We start from the raw sequence: 23,085 nt of genomic DNA, 5'->3' as shown, positions 1-23,085 counted from the left end.
GCTGTTAGCTCAGTCGGTAGAGCAGTTGGCTTTTAACCAATTGGTCGAAGGTTCGAATCCTTCACAGCCCACCACTTATCAAATATCCTCGATATACTTTCCCTATTCAGTCAGAAATATCACTAGCAAGTACACCGTCTATTCGTTTTATGTAACTATATCTGTACCTATAGATTATGCGTTGATAGCTTAGTCGAATGCATAATTGATCCTGCTAATTATTGATCATACAGTTAGCTTTACTCTCTGTTTAATTAGTTCAATTGCTCGAAAGTTCGAATCCTTCACAACTAACGACTTGTTAGTTTTATCTCCAATACTCTTCTCTGTATGATTTTAAAGTCGCAGTCAGCCTTTAATATTTCATTATCACATTGCTGTTTATTATTGAACATGGGGTTGGATTTACCCTTTACCGAATTGACCGAATTGGTCGAAGCTTCTAATTGAAAAGCTGCAATGTTCATTACCCCATACAATTTAGGATTAGTTTGAGTTAACTATTGTCGAGATTAATGAGGAGACACCAGCCTAGCATGCAACCAAATAAATTCTGGAGAGTGTTTGCGCACTTATAAAAGTTTGGAACTGTCGCTTTAATTACGCTGGAATGGAATTAAAGTAGATAGTTTTGTTTGAGAGAAGCAAGGTTACTAGAGCTCTGTATTGTTAAGCTCCGCTATTTTTTTATAATAGTCTTAAAGATATTTTCAAGCGTTACACTAAAATTTCAAATTTGTGTCAAAAGAAGATGTGAAACACGATTTGCTCGCTAAGCGTTTGAATTTGAAGGTTATTAAGTGGGGTTTGATAAGCTTCGGAGTTTTACTTCCAAGCTGATAACTGTAATGTCTTTATTGTCACCTGCAGTATAGTGGATCAATTTCTTATCTAGAATTAACACTTTGTATAATTCTTTACTAATATTTTAATCGTTAAATGCGAATATGGTTAATTAGTAATGAGTGTTCTACCTTGGTCTGATAGACCTATTGCTAATGTTGTCTAGTTGTTAACTCGGTCATATTTTGTATGGATAATAAAAATATCAGGGAGAAAGGGAATGAAACAAGCAAAATTAACGCTTATTGGTGCGGCAACTATTGCAGCAATGAGCTTCGGTGTCCAAGCTGATACTGAGTTTAAATTTGGTGGTTATGTCAAAGCAGATGTAATGTTTAGTGATTACAGCAATGGTGCGCCAGGTTCAGGTAGTTTATCTCGTCAATTTTATGTGCCAGGTACTATTTATGGCGATCCAAGTAATGGTAAGCAAGTCGTCGATTTCCAAGCACGAGAATCACGGTTTAATTTTAAAACATCTACAGATCTTGATGGCCATAAGTTATCAGGCTTTATTGAACTCGACTTTATGACCACGGATAATGGTAATGAGCGCGTGTCCAATAGCTATTCGCCACGTATTCGCCAAGCATTTGTGAGTTTTGATAATTGGGCCGCTGGACAGATGTGGACCACTTTCCAAAATCCGGGAGCACTACCTGAAAATCTCGATTTTATTGGCGCGGCAGATGGTACGCCCTTTGTTCGTCAAAGTCAGGTTAGATACACTAATGGTGGTTTTCAGTTCTCGGCAGAAAACCCTGAGACAACGGTTAATAGTTACCGCAATGCAACAGGTGGTAGCAGTCGAATAACCAGTGGTAGTGGGATGGTTCCTGATTTTGTCGCTCGCTATAACATGAAAACTGAAAGTGGTATGGCATTTACTTTTGCAGGCCTTGCTCGTCAGTTAAATGTCGAAATGGATAAAAATACAGCTAATCCTATAGATTCGTCAGAATTCGGTTATGGTTTGAGTTTCACTGGTGTTATCCCTGTAGGTCAAGATGATATCAAGATGTCTGCTACCTATGGTGAAGGATTAGGGCGTTATATGGCGCTAAACTATGCCAACGCTGGCGTACTTGATGCTAAAGGTAATATTCAGACCATTGAGTCATATGGTGGTTTTATTTCTTATCGTCACTGGTGGAATGATAAATGGAGAACCAGTATCACAGGTTCGGGTTTTAAAGCGGATAATAAGGTTGCTCTTACGGGGGGGACTGTAAATAAGGACTCTTATTCAGGCTATATCAACTTACTTTATTCGCCAGTTAAACCATTAACTGTGGGTGTTGAGTATATGTATGCGAAAAACACCAAAGAAAATGGTGTAGACGGTGAACTGAATCGCGTCATTTTCTCGATGAAATATGTACTCTAGTTGAGCAGAAAGACTTATTAAGTGTGACTGAGTACAATAAAAAAGGAGGCGATAGCCTCCTTTTTTATTGTACTTAACTTTATGCAGCTGGCATTAAGTTGTTATCTCTTACATATTGTTCGAACTCAGTACAGCCACCAACATGAACTTGGTCAACAAAGATCTGTGGGACGGTTTCGACCGGCTTACCAACTGTCTTTTCTAAGTCCGCTTTGCTGATCCCTTCAGCGTGGATATCAACATACTTGAATTTAAAATCTTCACGTTTTTCTGTAAGTTGCTCAGCAACTTGGACTGCACGAACACAATATGGGCAACCTGGACGACCAAAAATAACAACGAACATAATAGCTTCCTCAAAAATAGCTTGAGCACTTTATATCATAGCTATTGCAATTGTTCTAATCGATATTAGAGGTCATGTTAATCGTATTGCTGATTTTTCTTCAAATTGTGACTTATCAGTTTGATAACGACCTTTGTAATCAAAAATAGTCTCCATCAGTTCCCAGCCTTTTTTACCTTTTTTCAGTAATAACAGGTCTGGTTTTCTGAACAGGTTTGAATCATCACTGACTTCTTGTGCTGATTTGTACTTCTTATGCTTGATGCCTGGTGTTCGACTATGAGGGAAGATAAATAGGGCAAACATAGCACGAATTTGTGCAGGAGTTTGCATCTTGAAGTAGCGGCAAAAGTCATTGCCATCAAGATCAATATATCGAACAACCAAACGTTCAGCTTGTGGTTCGAGAAGCATACTTTGACATTTAAAAAGGTGGTGATGCTTCTGCTGTAGGACTTCTTTTAATCGTTTATCAGGGTCGACTAAAATGGCCTGACAGTGCTGACACACTTTTGCAGCAATATCGTTTTCTTCACCACAATTAGGGCAAGCTTTAGAGCGAAATCGAAAATCGCATTGCTCTTTACGTCCATCCCTCTCTAGTAGAGCCTGACAGCGGCGGCCAAAGTGCTCGATAATGTCACCATCATTATCGGTTAAGCCCCAAAATATATTAGCAAAGTCGCACACTGGGCAGTGTACCTGCACTGGCTTACACTTACTGTTGGGCTTGGGTTGACCCACTTCTGGGTAGAATAGGTCATAGCCGTTGGCTGCATAATCAATAACAAGGCACTCAGTCTTATTTTTATCAACTCTTAAACCGCGGCCAACCATTTGTTGAAAAAGGCTTACAGAAGCGGTAGGGCGCAGTATTGCAATAAGATCGACATGAGGAGCGTCAAAGCCTGTAGTTAACACTGCAACATTGACGAGATACTTAATTTGTTTTGCTTTAAACGCTTGAATTAAGGTATCTCGATCATCACGAGAGGTTTTAGCTGTGATCAGTGCCACTTGTTCACCTTGGAGCTTGCTGACAACCTCTTCAGCATGCTTAACCGTGGCGGCAAAAATAATGATCCCTTGCCGATGTTGTCCAAATGCGATTAATTGCTTAACGATGGCGGTGGTTGCACGGCCGCAATGGTTAAGGATGGAGTTAACTTCTTTTTCATTGTATTCACCCGTTGGCGAGGCCGTTAGCTCACTAAAGTCATATTGAGCACTGAGTCCATCAAACATCTTAGGTTGGCTTAAAAATCCCTGTTTAATCAGTGGGCGCATTGGGAGTTCAAATATACACTTTTCAAATACAGGCTTTTCGGTGTTGCCAACCTTGTCGTGGTAATGATGGCGATATATCCAGCCTAAATCGAGTCGGTAGGGCGTTGCGGTTAGCCCCAGTAATCTAATATGACTATTTTTAGACTTTAAGTGAGTGAGTAGCTGCTGATATTGACTATCTTTATCAGGGCTAACTCGATGACATTCATCAATAATCACTAAGCTGTATGGCTCATCAAATTGAGCGGGTTGCTTTACCGCTGATTGAATACTGGCAACAACGGTTTTACCGTCGGTGGACTTTTGGTTGAGTCCCGCCGAGTAGATTTTAGCTTCGGTGGTTAATAGCCCCACTTTTTCTGCATTTTGAGCAACTAATTCCTTAACGTGCGTAAGGATTAACACTCGGCCTTTAGCTATTCTGGCGAGTTCAGCGATGACGATACTTTTACCTGCGCCAGTCGGTAAAACCAAAACTGCGGAGTCATAACTTGATTTGAAATGTTGAATCGCTGCGTCAACAGATTGCTGCTGATAATCTCTCAGTTGCACGAAAAGAACCTAATTAAATACGACTTTATAAAGGAAATGATCCCACATTTGGCTCAATGCGATAAGCAAAATTTTGAGGATTGTTTTATGACGACTTTCCAGCGCAAGATGAGGCATAAAAAAAAGCCCCTCTGAGAGGGGCTAGGGAGGTCAAACAATAGAATTGTTTATCTTGGCTTTATTGCTAAGATATATTCGCTAAGGCTTACTCGCTGCGATTAAGTCGGCTTTCAATCAATGTATCTATTACCGCAGGGTCGGCGAGTGTAGACGAGTCACCTAAGTTAGTAACTTCATTTGCAGCAATCTTACGTAAGAAGCGACGCATGATTTTACCTGAACGCGTCTTAGGTAAACCGCCTGCCCATTGAATCAGATCGGGTGTGGCAAGGGCGCCAATCTCTTTTCTTACCCATTGGCGAAGTTCCTGACGTAGCTCTTCTGTCTCTACAGAGCCCTTGGTCAAAGTGACATAGGCGTAAATCCCTTGTCCTTTGATGTCATGTGGATAACCGACAACAGCGGCCTCAGCGACTAGCTCATGAGCGACTAGCGCACTTTCAACCTCAGCAGTACCTAAGCGGTGACCTGACACATTAATCACATCATCAACACGGCCTGTGATCCAGTAATAGCCGTCTTCATCGCGCTTAGCACCATCACCAGTAAAGTACATGCCTCTAAAGGTTTTGAAGTATGTCAGTACAAACCTGTCATGGTCACCAAATACTGTTCGCATCTGCCCAGGCCAAGAATCTAAGATAACTAAGTTACCTTCGTTGGCACCATCAACAATATTACCCATATTATCGACAAGTGCAGGCTGCACACCAAAGAATGGACGGGTTGCAGAGCCCGGTTTAGTATCTGTTGCACCAGGGAGCGGGCTAATCAAAATACCGCCAGTTTCCGTTTGCCACCAAGTATCTACAATTGGGCACTTTTCATGGCCAATCACATCGTTGTACCAGCGCCAAGCTTCAGGGTTAATCGGTTCACCTACCGAGCCCATTATACGCAAAGAGCTACCATCAAACCCTGCAAACTGCTCTTTACCTTCCGCCATCAGCGCGCGGATAAGGGTTGGTGCCGTATAAAGAATATTTACCTTGTGGCGGTCAATCATTTCACCTAGACGTGCAGGACTTGGGTAGTTTGGTACGCCCTCATGAATAAGCACTGTTGCGCCATTGGCTAGCGGGCCGTAAACCATATAAGAATGGCCGGTGATCCAGCCTACATCAGCAGTACACCAATAGACTTCACCGTCTTTATAGTCGAAGACATATTCGTGGGTCATGGCTGCGTAAACCATATAACCACCCGTAGTGTGTAGCACACCTTTAGGGTTACCGGTTGAACCTGATGTATATAGTAGGAACAGTGGATCCTCTGCGCCCATTTCTTCTGCAATACAATGCTCTGATGCCGTCTCCATTAAAGACTCCCACCAGATGTCACGACCCTCAACCCAGTTGATGTCGCCGCCAGTACGCTTCATCACGATGACTTTTTCGATGCAATCCACATCAGGGTGAGCAAGTGCATCATCGATATTGGCTTTCAGTGGAATGATCCGGCCTGCACGAATGCCTTCATCGGCGGTAATTATTACTTTTGAATTACCGTCAATGACACGTGAGGCAATCGAGTCTGGTGAGAACCCACCAAAGACAACAGAGTGAATGGCACCTATTCTGGCACATGCAAGCATAGCAATAGCCGCTTCAGGCACCATAGGCATGTAAATAGTGACTACATCGCCACGGCGTACGCCCTGGCTTCGAAGTGCATTAGCGAATTTACACACTTGCGCATGTAGCTCGCCGTAGGTAAGGGTGCGCTGATCTTTTGCGTCATCGCCTTCCCAAATAATCGCCAGCTTATCGGCATCGTGTTCTAAGTGTCTGTCTAAACAGTTTGCGGATGCGTTGAGCGTGCCGTCATAGAACCACTTAATAAACAAGTTGTGGTCATCGAAAGAGGTTTTCTTTACCTTAGTAAAAGGTTTGATCCAGTCGATACGGTTGCCGTGTTCTCTCCAGAAACCTTCAGGATTTACAATCGACTCTTGATACATTTTTTTATATTGTTCATCGTTTACAAGTGCGTTTGCAGCGATTTCACTTGGTACTTTATAGAGAGACTGCGTGCTCATTGGGCTTCCCTTATCTAATAATGCGTAAGCTGAGTATGGATTGAGAGAGAGGGATTTCTCTATTAGACCTTGGTCTAGTAAAATATTTTCCTTATTTTTTAGTTGCTTGTAATTTTATTTCGGCTGGATTTCATTCGTTTTTTACCGCAAAATAGTTTAAAAAAAGAGAATCCTATGAATTTGACTGTTTTGGTTGGCAGCATTGCCCTCATTTATGTGTTGCTACTGTTTCTGCTTGCTTGGGGCGCGGAGCGTTGGTTCAGTGGGATCACTAAACGGATCCAGACTTGGATTTACGGTTTAAGCCTGGCGGTGTATTGCTCCTCGTGGAGTTTTCTCGGTACCGTTGGTCAATCAGCTCAAGATCTGTGGTCTTTCTTGCCCATTTTTATCGGCCCTATTCTTATTTTTGTTTTTGGTTTCAGCTTACTGCGCAAAATGGTCATTGTCTCTAAAGCGCAAAATATTACCTCTGTTGCTGACTTTATTGCCGCGCGATATGGCAAATCTCAGTTACTTGCCGCCATTGTTACCCTCATCGCCCTCTTTGGGATCATGCCCTATATTGCACTACAGCTAAAAGCGATGGTGTTCAGCCTCAACCTTTTTCAGCCCGATGGTTCATTGTTTAATGGCAGTAAAGTCTCATTGATTATCACTGCAATTTTGGCGATTTTTGCCATTTTATTTGGAACACGAAAACTCGATGCAACTGAACATAATCCGGGAATGATGTTAGCCATCGCTTTCGAATCGTTAGTTAAATTAGGGGCTTTTTTACTGGTAGGTATTGTTATTAGCTTCGGTGTCTTTGATGGCTTTGGTGATATCTGGCAACAAGCTAGCGAGCGTGACTTAATTAACAAGCCTAATCTCCGCCTTGAGTCTTTAATGCCGGAGCTGCTAGTTGGTATGGCCGCGTTTTTATGTATGCCACGGCAATTCCATGTGATGATGGTGGAGTGTGAAAATGAGCGCACCATCTTAAAAGCGCGTTGGTTATTCCCTCTCTACTTATTGCTATTTGGGCTGTTTGTTGCCCCTCTTGCACTTGCGGGTAAGTTATTACTGGGTGATGCGGTTGCAGCTGACACCTATGTGATTAATCTTCCATTGGCGTTGAATCAGCCTTGGCTAGCGGTTGTTGCCCTATTAGGTACACTTTCTGCTGCTACAGGCATGGTGATTGTTGCTGTAGTGACCATTAGTGTCATGGTGAGTAATGAGTGGTTAGTGCCATTAATGCTCCGCACTGGCCAGATTAAAGCACGAAATTTCAGTCAGTTTTCACAGCTATTATTAAATGCACGGCGCTTAGCAATCATTCTGATTTTAGGACTAGGTTATTTTAGTTACTTGTCGTTCATGGACAATGACTCGCTATCATCGTTAGGTATGCTGTCATTTGGTGCTTTTGCGCAACTAGCTCCGGCACTGATAGGGGGGATGTACTGGAAGCATGGTAACCGTAGTGGTGTGTTCTTAGGGCTTGCGGTTGGCTTTAGTTGTTGGTGTTACATATTGCTGCAAGGTGCGGTGAATTCTCCGGCTATTATGACGACTGATTTTGCGCTGCTCGAATCTATCACGCCCAATGTGCGCGATATTCTGATTGCCTTATTGGCAAACTGTGCCTGTTATATGCTGGGTTCAGTCTGGTTTAGAGCGGGTGTTGCCGAGCGAATGCAAGCAAGTGCTTTTGTGACACCTGGTCAGCTTAAAAAAGACAATAATCGTAAGAGTGTCGCGGTTTCACAGCAAGACTTACTTATTCTTGCCAGCCGCTTTGTCAGTCCAACCCGTGCTTATGAGAGCTTTTCTGCATTTTCAGAAGAGGCGGTAAAAAGTGATAGCTGGCATAAAATGGCGCCACCAGAGCTTATCGCTCACACAGAGCATATGTTAGCAGGGGTGTTAGGGGCCTCAAGTGCATCACTGGTACTGGATTCGGTTTTGCAAGGCCGCGATTTAGCATTAGATGAAGTGTTTAGTTTAGTTGATGAAGCGTCATCTAAAATAATCTTAAGCCAAGACATGCTGCGTGGAGCGATTGAACACGCTTATGAAGGCATGAGTGTGGTCGATAAAGACCTAAATTTGGTTGCCTGGAATTACAAATACGCTGAGCTATATGATTATCCAGATAACTTTTTGCACTCAGGTATGCCGATTAGTGATGTCGTACGCTTCAATGCTGAGCGAGGATATTGCGGTGAAGGGGATATAGCAGCACATGTAGAAAAACGGGTGCAACATATGCGCAATGGCACGCCCCATGTGTCAGAGCGGCAACGCAAAGACGGTAAAGTGATTAAGATCCAGGGGAATCCAATGCCTGGCGGCGGTTTTGTTATGAACTTTACCGACATTACTCAGTATCGCCAGCAAGCTGAAGCACTGCAAGAGGCCAATGAAACATTAGAGGCTAGAGTTAAAGAACGTACTTATGAGTTAGCCTTGCTTAATAGCAAGTTACTCGAGGCTAAGGCGCAAGAGGAGATGGCCAATGCATCTAAAAGTCGATTCCTTGCCGCTGTAGGCCATGACTTGATGCAACCATTAAATGCCGCAAGATTATTTACCGCTTCTTTGTCGCAATATCCGAATCTTGACCTGGAGGGGAAAACGACTCTTAATCATGTGAATAGTTCGCTTAAAATTGCCGGTGAGCTACTCACCGATCTGCTTGATATCTCTAAGCTTGATTCTGGAATGGTGGAGGTAAATAGACGTGACTTTTCTATAGCAGATTTGCTGGACGGTTTAGCCGTTGAGTTTGATGCTATGTCTAAGGATTGCTTGATTAAGTTCAGTTTTGTCGCTAGCTCGGTAACGATAAACTCAGATCAAAGCTTATTACGCCGTGTGCTGCAGAATTTCCTGACTAACGCCTATCGATATGCCAAGGGGAATAGAGTGCTACTAGGTTGTCGTCATCGAGGTGCCGAGCTTGAGATCCAAGTTATTGATACTGGTTGCGGTATCGACGCAAGCGAAACGACAGAGATCTTCAAAGAGTTTAAACGTCTTGATAATCCACAGAGTAAAAGTGTCAGTGGCTTAGGTCTTGGATTGGCGATAGCAGATAGAATTAGTCGAGTACTCTCCCATGATATTAATGTGAGTTCTGAACTTGGAAAAGGCTCGGCGTTCTCCATTCGAGTGCCACTAGGTGAGAAGAACACAGCTCCTAAGCCAAAGAAAGTACCGTCACTACTGCAACCACTCGCGGGTGTGAAAGTGCTGTGCATTGATAATGAAGAAGCCATTTTAGCGGGACTGGAGAGTTTATTAAGTCGTTGGCAATGTGAAGTGATATGTGCCAAAGATTTAGCCGATGCTCGGATCAAACTTGGCCTTAAAGGAGTGGCTCCTGACATTGTACTTGCCGATTATCATTTGGATGATGGTCAAAATGGCGTTGATGCAATGGACGGAATTCGAAGTTTATATGGCGAGCATCTGCCGGGCATACTTATCACTGCTAATACTCGTAAAGATCTGATTGATGATATGCATAGGCGGGGTTATCACTATATGGCGAAAATGGTTAAACCTGCTGCGTTAAGAGCGCTTATTTCTAGCTTAGTCAAAAAGAGTTAGTGACGATTGGCTGTAAATAAAGCAAATATAAAGACAAGATAATTTAAGTAAAACAAAGTGTAAGTATAAAGAGTGTAAGCATAAAAAAGGTACGCAATTGCGTACCTTTTTTATGCTTAGTTTTTCACTCTCAGCTTTTAACTAGGAGGCTCAGGCTGGATGCATAGCCATTAAGATGAGCGTAGCGAAAATATTGAGGCTTATTTAAGCACTCGTTAGGAGACTGTAAGTGGATTTTATTCTACTTTTACAGGCGTTAGCCCTTGCTCTCGTGATTCAAGTGCAGTTTCAAGATCAAAGCCGCTGGTTTTCCAGCTTTTAGCTTCTTCAGGCGTAAAGGATTGATCTTTCCAGCTTTGTGCATCTTCTAAGTTAAATCCATCCTTGCTCCAGGCTGCTGATTGCTCAGCGTTGAAGCCCGCACGATTCCAATTTTGAGCTTGCTCTGCATTAAAGCCAATTTCCTTCCATGCTGCAATATCTCCTTCAGACATACCTTTCCATGTTGCAGGCGAAGAGGCACAGGCGCTAAGCGCTAAAATAATCATGACTAGACCGAGCTTTTTCATATCAATTTCCTTGGTTAGTTATAGTCAGTTCTGCTTATCTCACCCTAGGTATGTTCCGGGTACAGCTTTCGACAATACATTATTGGCTTATGTGTAAGTTTGACATTCACTATTGAAGATAGTCGCTCAAATATATCTCGACAAGTTATTGCTTACAGTGAAGTAAACAGATTTAACCAGCAAGGCTGTACTACTATCACTTTGCGGGAAATATGAATTTTTTAATTTAGAGAGTTGCCGATTTTCTGTTCTTGACCTAACTGGTTAGATGGATATACTGAACAAAATCTAGATATTGTAAAAAATATAAAACAAGAAGTAACTGATTACTCAAAGGGAATCGATATGTCCGAGCCACGCTGCAACTCTTATTATAACGCTACCATTAATAACGAAACCGATTACCCTGAATTGGAAGGGGAGATCCGTGTTGATGTGGTCATTGTTGGGGGAGGTTTTACCGGAGTTGCCACCGCGATAGAGCTATCAGAAAAAGGATTCAAAGTTGCAATCTTAGAAGCGAATAAAATTGCATGGGGGGCAACCGGACGCAATGGTGGTCAAGTGACAGGGAGTCTGTCGGGTGATCAAGCCATGACCAAGCAGCTGGTAAATTGTATCGGCACAGAGGCGGAAGAGTATGTGTGGAATATGCGCTGGCGTGGACATGACATTATTAAAGAACGTGTTAAAAAGTATAATATTGAGTGCGATTTAAAATTTGGGCATATCCATACCGCTTATAAAGCTAGTCACTTAAAAGAGCTTGAGAAAACCTATAACGAAGGTTGCTTGCGAGGCATGGACAGTGAACTGGCCATGTTGGATAAAATGGAATTGGCGCAATATGTTAATACTCCTCTCTATCATGGCGGCTTGCTAAATAAACGCAATATGCACTTGCATTCAGTTAATTTGTGTATTGGTGAAGCGAAAGCCGCAGAAGGTCTTGGCGCACAAATTTTTGAGCACTCAGCGGTGATTGATATTGATGATGGAGCGCTCGTTACCGTTACAACAGCTAAGGGTAAAGTGGTTGCCAATAGCGCAGTGCTAGCGGGTAACGCTTATCATAAATTGGCCCGTAAACAATTACGCGGAATGCTATTTCCTGCCTCATTGGGTAACTGCGCAACGGCTCAATTATCACCAGAAATGGCCAGGAGTTTAATTCCCCAAGATGTGGCAGTTTACGATACGCGCTTTGTGCTCGACTATTACCGTTTAACCGCAGATAACCGATTAATGTTCGGCGGCGGGACCAATTACTCTGGCCGAGACTCTAAACATGTCGCTGCAGAGTTGAGACCTGCAATCGAGCGAACCTTTCCACAACTTAAAGATGTTGATATTGAATTTGAATGGACCGGGTTGGCTGGAATTGTACTTAATCGGATCCCACAATTGGGCAAAGTGTCACCTAATGTCTATTACTGCCAGGGCTATTCAGGCCATGGTGTGGCGACATCTCATATTATGGGTGAGATCATGGCAAGTGCTATTATTGGCGAACAACAAGAGTTTGATCTGTTTGCGCAAATGTCCCACTACCGTATTCCGCTTAATGAATGGTTTGGCAACCAGGCATTAGCGCTAGGAATGATGTATTACAAGGTGATGGAGAACTTTCGTTAAACGGATCAATAAAAAACGCTTCGAGTACTCGAAGCGTTTTAGTTTATAGGTAGGTTGGCTACAACACTTTGCTTATGTACTAGATATCGACCTTATCCATCTCAAGTAGCTGTAGCGCAATCACAGCTTGAGTGCGGTTTCTTACGCCAAGCTTTCTAAATATCGCCGTAGCATGGGCTTTAATCGTGGCTTCTGACACACCAAGATCATAGGCAATTTGCTTATTGAGTAAACCTTCAGCAAACATTTGCAGTACCTTATATTGCTGGGGTGTTAAATCGGCAAGTTTACTCGCCATTTGGTTGGTGTCATCTTCGTTAATTTCTTGAAGTTCAACACCTTGGGGTAACCAAATATCACCAAATAATACCGCTTCTAATGCTTGTGCTAAGGTTTCCATAGAAGAAGACTTAGGGATAAATCCAGAGCTACCATAATGAATCGCGCGGCTAATAGTGAGGTTATCTTCATGAGCTGATATCACTACAACAGGTAGCTCTTGAAAGTGGGTTCTGAGGTGGATCAGGGTTGAATACCCATGAGAACCGGGCATTTGAAGATCTAATAACACTGCATCGTATTCAATGTCATTATTCTCGAGTAGGGCTTGTAGCGCATCAGCGCTATCTGCTTCATACCATTGAGTATTAATGAACTCAGACGATAGTGCTTGTCTAAGTGCGTTGCGAAATAACGGATGGTCATCGGCTATTATTATATTTAAATTTTCAGGCTTCATGGCTTTATAGGGTTGTTTTGGTTGCACGTGAAGGTAGTTCAATGTAACAGATAAATGACAAGGGGTTCTATGGCTTTTTACTGGAAAAGTTACTATTTGTTAAAATAATTGTCGAAGTTAGACTTTGGTCTAAAGTCACCATTGCAGGTTATCTATGCAAAGGTGTGAGTCTGCTAGTGTTCAAAAGCAAGGCAAGACTAAAGGTCAGAATGAAGACTGGATAGGAAGATAGTATTGCAAGATAGGAATGGATGTTAATAGTGAAAGATAGAAATGGATAATAAGAGTGACAGAGCCTGATTACAGACAAGGGCTAACGATGCAGCCCTCAATCTTTGTTTATCCTGGCTAAAGAAGACTAACGATTAACAATGTGGCGGCCACACTGCAGTCGGTTTTCTTTGCTCATCAACAGCGACAAAGGTAAATACGCCACGAATAGCGTGATCCCTTAGATCTTGATACATGTCTTCAACGAAAATGTTCACTTCAACTTTAATTGAGGTATTACCCACATGAATAACTCTGGCAATAATCTCAGCTAATGAACCCGCAGGAATAGGCTTATTAAAATCAATTCTATCCGAACTCACAGTAACCAAGGTCTTACGGCAAAAACGGGTCGCTGCAATGAAAGCGGTTTCATCCATCCAAGCTAATGCTTCGCCACCAAAAAGCGTGTTGTGATGATTGGTGATAGAAGGGAATACGGCCTTGATAACGCGAGCCTCTGATTGTTCGATTCGAAGAGCGACCTCTTCAGGAAACTTTGCGGGAGTTTGAGTTAACGGCATACGGCAACCTATGGTTATGCATTAATGAGGCGATATTATAGCCGTTTTTGTAATTTTATAACAGGTTGAACACATAGGAAGATGAAACAAATAAGCACTTTTAGACTAAGCTTTTATCTCTGTTTGGTATTAAAAAAGTGTAGAAGAATTTTGAGTAAGAAGAAGGAACCTCTAGCTAGTTATCGACAGCCTCTCAATGTACTGAGAGGTTTCGCTGCATTTTATGTGGTTTTTTATCATTTACGATACTTTTCTACATACGATTGGTTTGGTGAAGTTCCTTTTATTCAATTTGGATATATTGGTGTGGATTTTTTTTTCATACTAAGTGGGTTAATTATTTCACATGTATATCTTAAGCGAAGTGTTAATGAAGAGCGTGGTTTTTGGCTAAAGTTTATCTGGTATCGGATCGCCAGATTATTCCCTATCCATTTTTTTATAATGCTCTTAATGCTCATTGTGACATTACTTCTACCTGCTTTTGATGCTAATAGGCAAGCTATAACTCATTCTGCATTTGTTGATTGGATAACATTAACGTTGTTATTACGGCAATGGTTATTACCTGAAGGTTATGCTTGGAATACCCCTGCTTGGTCTGTTAGTGCAGAGTTTTTTGCCTATCTAATTATCTTCCCTTTCATAGTGCGTTTTAGTGCCAAAAATGTAACAGCTAAAACTGGATGCGTGTTGATGGCTATAGGAAGTGGGTTGATAGGAATGTTAATCGTGTCAGCAGGAACGACAAATGCTACCTCTTTTGCTGGTCCCTTAGTTCGTGTTTCTGGAGGTTTTTTTATTGGGAGTGGACTCTATTACATTATCTCTAGTATCCAAGCTGAAAGAAACTGGGATCGATTTTTAGGCTATAGCATTCTCTTAACTATAATTTCCTTTATATTAGCCCCACACCTTCAAACTGAAGGAGTTAGAGCGGATATTTTACTTATCTTTAGTTTTATTCTATTAATTGCATCAGCATATCAAGCTAAAGGGATTCTATCGCGTTTTATGTCTCGCCCAAGGCTTTTTTGGTTTGGGGAAATTTCATTTAGTCTTTATTTATGTCATATACCAGTAATGATGCTTTGTAAATTTGTAGCAGAATATTTTCAATTTGATAGAGGTCTTAATTTTAGTTTTATTTGTTTAGTCTTAGCTATTTGTAGTGCACATATTCTTTATAAATTTGTAGAAATACCATGTCGCAATAGAATGAGGTTCATATATCAAAAATAACTCTATTTAGCTGGCCATTCAAAATTTTTAGTTGTTGGAATTATGTAATAAAAAAACGTACCGACTCAATGAGAGGGTACGTTTTCGTTTACAACGCTAGCGTGTTACTTTTGCTTTAGCAATTCGATTCTCGCACGCGATGCTTTGGCTAAGTCGCTGAGCAATGCCAGAGAGTCATCCCAGTGAATACACGCATCGGTAATACTCTTGCCGTAAATCAGCTCTTCACCAGCAACAACTTTTTGGTTGCCTTCTTCGATAAAGCTTTCAGCCATAATACCTGCAATGGCTGTAGAGCCTTGCGCCATCTGTTGCATAATCGATTCAGCGACATTGAGCTGCTCTTTATGCATTTTACGGCTATTTCCATGGCTAAAATCGATAACCATACGTTGGGTCACACCGACGCTATCAAGCTGTGCCGCTGCTTTTTGAATGTCATCGCTGTGATAATTAGGCTCTTTACCGCCACGTAAAATAATGTGGCCAAATGGGTTACCGTGAGTGCGATAAACGGCCATAGCACCATCTTTATCCGGTGAATAGAAGATATGTGGAGCTTGCGCTGCGCGAACGGCATCAACTGCAATATCGATATTACCGTCAGTGCCGTTTTTAAAGCCTACCGGACACGAAAGTGCTGAGGCCATTTCACGGTGAATTTGGCTTTCAGTGGTGCGTGCGCCAATGGCGCCCCAGGTGATCAGATCCGCAATATACTGGCCATTTACCATATCTAAAAACTCAGTTGCGATAGGTAACTTAAGTTCAGTGATCTGCTGTAGAAGGTGACGTGCTTTACGTAGGCCTTTATTAGGGCTAAAGCTGCCATCTAAGTCTGGATCTGAAATAAGGCCTTTCCAGCCAACGGTTGTACGCGGCTTCTCAAAGTAAACACGCATTAAGATGCATAAGTCGTCTTTATATTGCTGGTGCAATTTAGCTAAGCGCTGAGCGTAATCGAGTGCTGCTTCAGTGTCATGGATTGAACATGGACCAATAATCACAAGTAAGCGTTGATCATCACCATTAATAATGGCTTCAACTTCGTGGCGCTGCTGGACTAAATAGTCAGCGGCATCTTGTGTTAAAGGATATTCAGAAGCGAGTTGTGCAGGTGAAATTACCTTACATAAAAGGGAGGTGCGTAGTTCGTCTGTTTTAATGGTCATTCACAATACCGAGCGTTCGTATGGGCTTTCGCCTGATTACCTCGGATTATAACTAATAGTTTGGCTGTGCACAGTGGCAATTGCCTTAAAAATGAAGCTAATTTTCACTCAATCGATAATTATTTGATATAAATTAAAGGCTTTCATTTTAAAAAGCCTTTAATTTCAGCGCTAATGCCTTGCACTAGATTTAGAACATGTGACGCTCTAAGCCTGTTGCTTCAATGATCTTAGTGGCAATTTCTTCGACAGAATGATTGGTTGTATTAACGTAAGGGATCCGTTCACGTTTATACATCATTTCTACCTCTTTAACTTCCATTCGGCATTGACGTAATGACGAGTAACGGCTGTTTGACATACGACTTTGACGGATCTCATGCAATCTTTCAGGATCGATGGTCAAACCAAATAGCTTACCTTTATTACGTTTTAATGCGTCGGGTAGCTTTAGATTATCCATGTCATCTTCAGTAAACGGATAGTTCGCTGCCTTTATACCAAACTGCATAGAAAGATATAGGCTTGATGGCGTTTTACCGCAGCGCGATACACCTAATAAAATGAGGTCGGCTTTATCCATATGTTTCATGGTTTGGCCGTCATCATTTTCCATGGCGTAGTTAATGGCATCAATACGCGCTTCATAACTGTCATTCGTTTTACCGTGAGTACGATGCAAAGCTGGCGTAGCAGCAATACCTAGTTGTTTCTCTAATGGCGCCACAAAAGTGTTCAAAAAGTCATAATCTAAGCCTTCGCTGCTATAGATAACATCACGGATCTCAGCTTTTACGATGGAGTGGAAAACAAGAGGCCGTTCACCTGTTGTAATAAAACAATCATTTATTTGAGCCTTAACAGCTTCTGCTTTGGCTTCTGTTTCAACGAATGGGATTGTAAGTGCATCAAATTCCAAAGGAAATTGTGAAAGCACTGCATGGCCGAATACCTCAGCTGTGATCGCAGTCCCATCTGAGATATAAAATACTTTACGCAACATTTTGACCTCTTGTAGTAATAAAATTACAAATAAAATTATACATTTACGCTTCTTGTCATGGAGTGTAAGATGCTGTTGCTCTCGTGTGAAGAGCCACACTAAAATATACTTGCGGAGATAAGAACTGTGCAGCAATACGTACTCTGGTATCAAGAATTAGGCATGGGTGACGTCAACAAGGTAGGCGGTAAAAACGCTTCTCTTGGAGAGATGATTAGCAATCTATCAAATGCAGGCGTTCAAGTGCCTGGTGGATTTGCGACAACATCTTTTGCGTTCAATGAATTTCTTGAACAAAGCGGACTTAACCAGAAGATATACGAAATTCTAGAATCTCTAGATGTAGATGACGTGAACGCACTCGCTACAGCCGGTGCACAGATCAGACAGTGGGTTATCGACACCCCGTTCCACCCAGAATTTGAGCAAGCGGTACGTGAGTCTTACGACAAGCTTAGCTCTGAAACAACGGACGCATCATTTGCAGTTCGCTCTTCAGCAACCGCGGAAGATATGCCGGATGCATCATTTGCTGGCCAACAAGAAACTTTCCTTAACGTTAAGGGTTACGCAGCCGTTTTAGAAGCAACTAAGCATGTATTTGCTTCTTTGTTTAATGACCGCGCAATTTCATACCGTGTTCACCAAGGTTATGACCACAAAGGCGTCGCACTGTCAGCTGGTATTCAGCGTATGGTGCGTTCAGACAAAGCGGCTTCAGGTGTTATGTTCACCATGGACACTGAGTCTGGCAACAATGATGTAGTCTTTATTACTTCATCATTTGGTCTAGGTGAAATGGTTGTTCAAGGTGCGGTTAACCCTGACGAATTTTATGTTCATAAGCCAACATTAGTTGCAGGTCATAAAGCGGTAGTACGCCGTAACATCGGTAGTAAGCTAATCCAGATGGTGTATTCAGATGATGAATCCCATGGTAAGCAAGTTAAGATTGAAGATATCGCCGCTGACCAACGCCGTGAATTCTCAATCAACGATGCAGAAGTACAAGAGCTTGCTAAGCAGGCGATGACAATCGAGAAGCATTACGGTCGTCCAATGGACATCGAATGGGCTAAAGATGGTAACGACGGTAAGTTGTATATCGTACAGGCTCGTCCAGAAACTGTTCGTTCTCGTGAAGATGTACAGCTAATTGAACGTTACCACCTTAAGACTCAAGGTGACGTTGTTTGTGAAGGTCGTGCCATTGGCCACAAAATTGGTAAAGGTGTCGCTAAGGTACTTAAGTCAATCGACGACATGGATCAAATTCAGCCTGGTGACGTGCTTGTTACCGACATGACAGATCCTGACTGGGAACCTATCATGAAGCGCGCAAGCGCGATTGTTACTAACCGTGGTGGCCGTACTTGTCACGCTGCGATTATCGCACGTGAGCTTGGCGTTCCTGCTGTTGTTGGTTGTGGTGACGTGACTGAGCGTATCAAAAATGGTCAAGAAATTACCGTTTCGTGTGCTGAAGGTGACACTGGCTTTATCTACAATGGTTTACAAGACTTTGAAGTGATTTCATCACGCGTAGATTCAATGCCTGATCTACCAATGAAAATTATGATGAACGTGGGTAACCCAGACCGAGCATTTGACTTTGCTCGCTTGCCTAACGAAGGTGTTGGTCTTGCGCGTCTTGAGTTCATCATTAACCGCATGATTGGTATTCACCCTAAAGCATTGCTTGAGTTCAACGACCAAACTGCTGAGCTTCAACAAGAGATCCACGAGATGATCGCGGGTTATGAGTCTCCAGTTGAATACTACGTAGCACGATTAGTTGAAGGTATTGCTACGATTGCTTCAGCTTTCCATCCAAAGAAAGTGATTGTTCGTATGTCTGACTTTAAGTCAAACGAATACGCAAACTTGGTTGGTGGTGACCGATACGAGCCAGAAGAAGAGAACCCAATGTTGGGCTTCCGCGGCGCAAGCCGTTATATCTCTGAGTCGTTCCGCGATTGTTTTGCACTAGAGTGTGAAGCCATTAAGCGTGTTCGTAACGAGATGGGCCTTAAAAACGTTGAAATCATGATCCCATTCGTTCGCACAGTGAGCGAAGCTGCACAGGTGATTGAGCTTCTTAAAGAGCAAGGTCTAGAACGTGGTGTTGATGGTCTACGCGTTATCATGATGTGTGAGCTGCCTTCAAACGCACTGCTTGCTGAACAGTTCCTTGAGCACTTCGATGGTTTCTCTATCGGCTCAAACGATTTGACTCAGCTAACCCTTGGTCTTGACCGTGATTCAGGCATCATCAGCCATCTGTTCGATGAGCGTAATGATGCAGTTAAAGCCTTGCTTGCTTTGGCAATTAAAGCGGCTAAAGACAAAGGCGCTTATATTGGCATTTGTGGTCAAGGCCCATCAGATCATGCTGACTTCGCGGCTTGGTTGGTTGAGCAAGGCATCGATACTGTTTCGTTAAACCCTGATACGGTTATCGATACTTGGTTATATCTAGCTGAAGCCCACGGTTAAAATTATCCGTGTAAGTTTATTGCTAAAATGAAGTGTTAAATCTGCGTGATTTAATAATTTGTTAAAAAGATGAAAAAAGCCGCTATTTAGCGGCTTTTTTTTGTTTATAATGAGCCCATAATCTTAAGAATAATAATTGACAGAAGCCGCCATGTTACCCAAGTTATCGCATCAACAAACGCTTGAACCCATTTATCTTTCTTTTTTAACGGTATTAGAAGAGGGGGCTTTTTCAGGCGATATTGATACCCGTTATAGTGCGCGTCTAGCGCAAGCGACCGACAACTCGGTTTACCAATTTCTGCCTCAGGCAGTTATTTACCCTAAGACAGCCCAAGATGTTCAGATAGCACTAAAATTGGCGAACCAAGATGAGTTTGCCAAAGTGGTCTTTAGTGCAAGAGGCGGGGGAACGGGCACTAATGGCCAATCGCTGACTCACGGCATCATCGTAGATATGTCGCGTTACATGAACCAAGTGCTCGAGGTTAATGCCGCTGAAGGTTGGGTCAAAGTGCAAGCGGGCGTGGTAAAAGATGCACTTAATGATGCGCTGCGCCCTCATGGGTTTTTCTTTAGCCCGGATTTATCAACATCAAACCGTGCCACTTTAGGTGGGATGATCAATACCGATGCATCGGGTGCTGGCTCGCTGGTTTACGGTAAAACCTCCGATCATGTCCTTGGATTGACCAGTATCTTGTTTGACGGTAGCGAGCTTAATACCCACCCGCTAAGTTCGGCACAATTGGCTGACGTTGGCTCCGTAACTGACAACGTTTTGGGGCAGCAGCTAATCACGACCATTGCCGATATGTGTAAAGGAGAACGTGAGCATATTGAGCAGCGCTTTCCTAAATTAAACCGTTTTTTGACCGGATATGATCTTAAAAATGTGTGGGATGACAAATTAGAGCATTTTGACCTATCCCGCATTTTAACTGGCTCAGAGGGCACCTTAGCGGTTATTACTGAAGCTAAGCTAAATATTACGCCTTTGCCAACATGCCGCATGATGGTCAATATCAAATATGACTCGTTTGAGTCAGCACTGCGTCATGCTCCAGATTTAGTTAAAGCGAATGCCACCGTCGTTGAAACCGTCGATTCAAAAGTGCTCAACCTTGCCAAAGAAGATATTATTTGGCATTCAGTATCGTCACTTATTGAAGATGTACCCGGTAAAGAGATTGATGGCCTGAATATGGTTGAGTTCGCAGGCGAACAAGACGATGTTGAAGCAAGACTGGCCAAGCTAGAAGCCATATTAAGCTCACAAATAGAGAATGATGAAGCCGGGCTATTGGGCTATCAAGTCACAAATGATAAAGCCAGTATCAACACTATCTACGCGATGCGTAAAAAAGCAGTGGGACTATTAGGCGCGGCAAAAGGTACGCGTAAACCTATTGCTTTTGCTGAAGACACCGCAGTGCCGCCTGAAAAACTTGCTGATTTTATTCTTGAATTTAGAGCATTGCTCGATACTCATCAGTTGCAATACGGAATGTTCGGTCATGTGGATGCCGGTGTGTTGCATGTGCGCCCAGCGCTTGATATGTGCGATGTGCAAGATGAGAGGTTGCTTAAAATCATTTCAGATCAAGTTGCAGAGTTAACGCTTAAGTATGGTGGCTTGATGTGGGGGGAGCACGGTAAAGGTGTGCGCGGTGAATATGGCCCCGCGGTATTTGGTGAACACCTCTACGGCTTGTTAGAAGAGGTCAAAGGCTTATTTGACCCTGAAAATAAACTTAATCCGGGTAAGCTGGTGGCGCCTAAAAATGGCGGCCCAATGTTGTATAACGTCGATAGCGTGAAGCGTGGTGCCTTTGATAGACAAATACCGATTAAAACCCGCGAAGCATTTCCGGATGTGATGAACTGTAATGGCAATGGCCTGTGTTTTAATTACAGTGTTTATTCACCTATGTGTCCATCATTTAAGGTCACAGGTGACAGAGTGCAATCGCCAAAAGGCCGCGCAGGTTTAATGCGCGAATGGTTACGCCTATTACAAGCGGAAGGCGTGGATGTTAATGAGCTGGCCCGCGCTAAGCCGTTAGGCTGGTTGCAACGTGCTCAAAATACCTTAAAAATTGATAAAGAATACGACTACTCTCATGAAGTGATGGAGTCACTTAAGGGCTGTCTGGCTTGTAAGGCGTGCTCCAGCCAGTGCCCTGTAAAAGTTGACGTGCCAAAATTTAGAGCACAGTTTTTTGAGATATATTACCAGCGTTATTTGCGACCAGTAAAAGACTACCTTGTGGCAGGGATAGAAGATTCACTGCCTATGATGGCGACAGCCCCCAGATTAGTTAATGCAGTTTCTCAAAATAGCCTAAGTAAATGGGTCATTAAGAAGTCACTTGGTTATGTCGATGCACCAGCATTATCGGTACCAACGCTAAAGCAGCGCCTAGAAGGGCACGCCTGTCGGGGTTATGACTTAGCAGCGCTACAACAGATCCCTGACAGCGAGCGCAGCCAATATGTGCTGGTGGTACAAGACCCTTTCAATAGTTTTTATGAAGCTGCAACGGTTTACCACTTTATTCAGCTAATTGAAAAGTTAGGTAAGAAGCCCGTTTTATTGCCATTTAAACCTAATGGTAAGCCTATTCACATTAAAGGTTTCTTAGATAAATTTGCTCGTACAGCCAAATCAACAGCTGACTTTTTAAATGAAGTGGCAAAACTGGATATGCCGATGGTAGGCATCGATCCAGCTTTAGTGCTTTGTTATCGCGACGAGTATGCAGAGGTACTTGGTGGCGCTAGAGGTAAGTTCCACGTTAAATTGGCCAATGAATGGTTACTAGAAATACTTGAAGGTCAGCCCACTCGTGAGTGGAGCCAAGATGATATTAGCGAACGCGAGTTTACTTGGTTTAGTCATTGTACTGAATCAACGGCTAAACCGAATACAGCTAACGAATGGCAGGGGATTTTTGAGCACTTTGGCGCAACGCTGAATACGGTTAATCTTGGCTGCTGTGGCATGGCTGGCACCTATGGCCATGAAGCAGAAAACCTAGACCGTTCAAAAGCGCTTTACAGTATGTCGTGGGAACAGGCTTTATCACAGCTGCCACAATCTCAAGTGTTGATCTCTGGCTATTCCTGCCGCAGCCAAGTCAAACGTTTTAGCGGCTTTAGGCCAAAACACCCGCTTGAGGCTTTACTGCATTTGCTTTAATTAGCCCGCAGTAAAAAACTAGCCACGGGCTAGTTTTTTACTTTTAGGGCCAGTTAC

Annotated in this window: 14 protein-coding genes; 6 read left to right on the top strand and 8 right to left on the bottom strand. The window is 42.7% G+C overall.

Annotated elements, in window-relative coordinates; genetic code table 11:
- Nucleotides 1–1,063: 1,063 nt before the first annotated feature.
- Nucleotides 1,064–2,230: a DcaP family trimeric outer membrane transporter gene (locus tag ACVBIU_RS15830; protein WP_447160011.1), complete on the top strand. Its 1,167-nt coding sequence runs from the start codon at nucleotides 1,064–1,066 to the stop codon at nucleotides 2,228–2,230.
- Nucleotides 2,231–2,309: 79 nt separating this feature from the next.
- On the opposite strand, the gene ACVBIU_RS15825 is transcribed toward ACVBIU_RS15830, so the two are convergent.
- The 3 genes from ACVBIU_RS15825 to acs all read right to left on the bottom strand — a co-directional run bounded on the left by ACVBIU_RS15825 (nucleotide 2,310) and on the right by acs (nucleotide 6,573).
- Nucleotides 2,310–2,576, bottom strand: coding sequence for a GrxA family glutaredoxin (locus tag ACVBIU_RS15825; RefSeq protein ID WP_442529464.1), 267 nt, complete (start codon nucleotides 2,574–2,576; stop codon nucleotides 2,310–2,312).
- A 72-nt stretch (nucleotides 2,577–2,648) separates the two neighbouring features.
- Nucleotides 2,649–4,415, bottom strand: coding sequence for a DEAD/DEAH box helicase (locus ACVBIU_RS15820; protein WP_447164208.1), 1,767 nt, complete (start codon nucleotides 4,413–4,415; stop codon nucleotides 2,649–2,651).
- 205 nt (nucleotides 4,416–4,620) lie between these two features.
- Nucleotides 4,621–6,573 carry an acetate--CoA ligase gene (acs, locus tag ACVBIU_RS15815; protein WP_447160009.1) on the bottom strand — a complete coding sequence of 651 codons (1,953 nt, stop codon included), beginning with the start codon at nucleotides 6,571–6,573 and terminating at the stop codon, nucleotides 4,621–4,623.
- A 174-nt stretch (nucleotides 6,574–6,747) separates the two neighbouring features.
- Between acs and ACVBIU_RS15810 the strand changes: the two genes are divergently transcribed.
- Nucleotides 6,748–10,176: a hybrid sensor histidine kinase/response regulator gene (locus tag ACVBIU_RS15810; RefSeq protein WP_447164209.1), complete on the top strand. Its 3,429-nt coding sequence runs from the start codon at nucleotides 6,748–6,750 to the stop codon at nucleotides 10,174–10,176.
- Nucleotides 10,177–10,412: 236 nt separating this feature from the next.
- Here ACVBIU_RS15810 and ACVBIU_RS15805 read toward each other — a convergent pair whose 3' ends face one another.
- The gene (locus ACVBIU_RS15805; protein ID WP_447160007.1) at nucleotides 10,413–10,745 is read right to left on the bottom strand and encodes a hypothetical protein; all 333 of its coding nucleotides are present in this window, start codon (nucleotides 10,743–10,745) and stop codon (nucleotides 10,413–10,415) included.
- A gap of 345 nt (nucleotides 10,746–11,090) precedes the next feature.
- On the opposite strand from ACVBIU_RS15805, the gene ACVBIU_RS15800 reads away from it, so the two are divergent.
- On the top strand, nucleotides 11,091–12,380 hold the full coding sequence (locus ACVBIU_RS15800) for an NAD(P)/FAD-dependent oxidoreductase (protein WP_447164210.1): 1,290 nt from the start codon (nucleotides 11,091–11,093) through the stop codon (nucleotides 12,378–12,380).
- 79 nt (nucleotides 12,381–12,459) lie between these two features.
- On the opposite strand, the gene ACVBIU_RS15795 is transcribed toward ACVBIU_RS15800, so the two are convergent.
- Complete coding sequence (locus ACVBIU_RS15795) at nucleotides 12,460–13,119, bottom strand: response regulator transcription factor (protein WP_447164238.1); 660 nt, start codon at nucleotides 13,117–13,119, stop codon at nucleotides 12,460–12,462.
- A gap of 365 nt (nucleotides 13,120–13,484) precedes the next feature.
- A complete protein-coding gene (locus ACVBIU_RS15790; RefSeq protein WP_447160005.1) occupies nucleotides 13,485–13,913 on the bottom strand; it encodes an acyl-CoA thioesterase in 429 nt (142 codons plus the stop codon).
- An 81-nt stretch (nucleotides 13,914–13,994) separates the two neighbouring features.
- On the opposite strand from ACVBIU_RS15790, the gene ACVBIU_RS15785 reads away from it, so the two are divergent.
- A complete protein-coding gene (locus ACVBIU_RS15785; RefSeq protein WP_447164211.1) occupies nucleotides 13,995–15,155 on the top strand; it encodes an acyltransferase family protein in 1,161 nt (386 codons plus the stop codon).
- Nucleotides 15,156–15,259: 104 nt separating this feature from the next.
- On the opposite strand, the gene ACVBIU_RS15780 is transcribed toward ACVBIU_RS15785, so the two are convergent.
- Together ACVBIU_RS15780 and ppsR are read right to left on the bottom strand one after the other, a co-directional pair.
- Nucleotides 15,260–16,327, bottom strand: coding sequence for a 3-deoxy-7-phosphoheptulonate synthase (locus tag ACVBIU_RS15780; protein ID WP_447164212.1), 1,068 nt, complete (start codon nucleotides 16,325–16,327; stop codon nucleotides 15,260–15,262).
- Between the two features lie 190 nt (nucleotides 16,328–16,517).
- Nucleotides 16,518–17,330, bottom strand: a complete 813-nt coding sequence (ppsR, locus tag ACVBIU_RS15775) for a posphoenolpyruvate synthetase regulatory kinase/phosphorylase PpsR (protein WP_447160002.1) — start codon at nucleotides 17,328–17,330, stop codon at nucleotides 16,518–16,520.
- Nucleotides 17,331–17,456: 126 nt separating this feature from the next.
- Between ppsR and ppsA the strand changes: the two genes are divergently transcribed.
- Nucleotides 17,457–19,826: a phosphoenolpyruvate synthase gene (gene ppsA / locus ACVBIU_RS15770; RefSeq protein ID WP_447164213.1), complete on the top strand. Its 2,370-nt coding sequence runs from the start codon at nucleotides 17,457–17,459 to the stop codon at nucleotides 19,824–19,826.
- 151 nt (nucleotides 19,827–19,977) lie between these two features.
- Nucleotides 19,978–23,028 carry a D-2-hydroxyglutarate dehydrogenase YdiJ gene (ydiJ, locus tag ACVBIU_RS15765; protein WP_447164239.1) on the top strand — a complete coding sequence of 1,017 codons (3,051 nt, stop codon included), beginning with the start codon at nucleotides 19,978–19,980 and terminating at the stop codon, nucleotides 23,026–23,028.
- Nucleotides 23,029–23,085: the final 57 nt, after the last annotated feature.

It is taken from the genome of Shewanella sp. 30m-14, from assembly GCF_052977125.1.
This window is presented reverse-complemented; position numbering and strand designations above follow the sequence as displayed.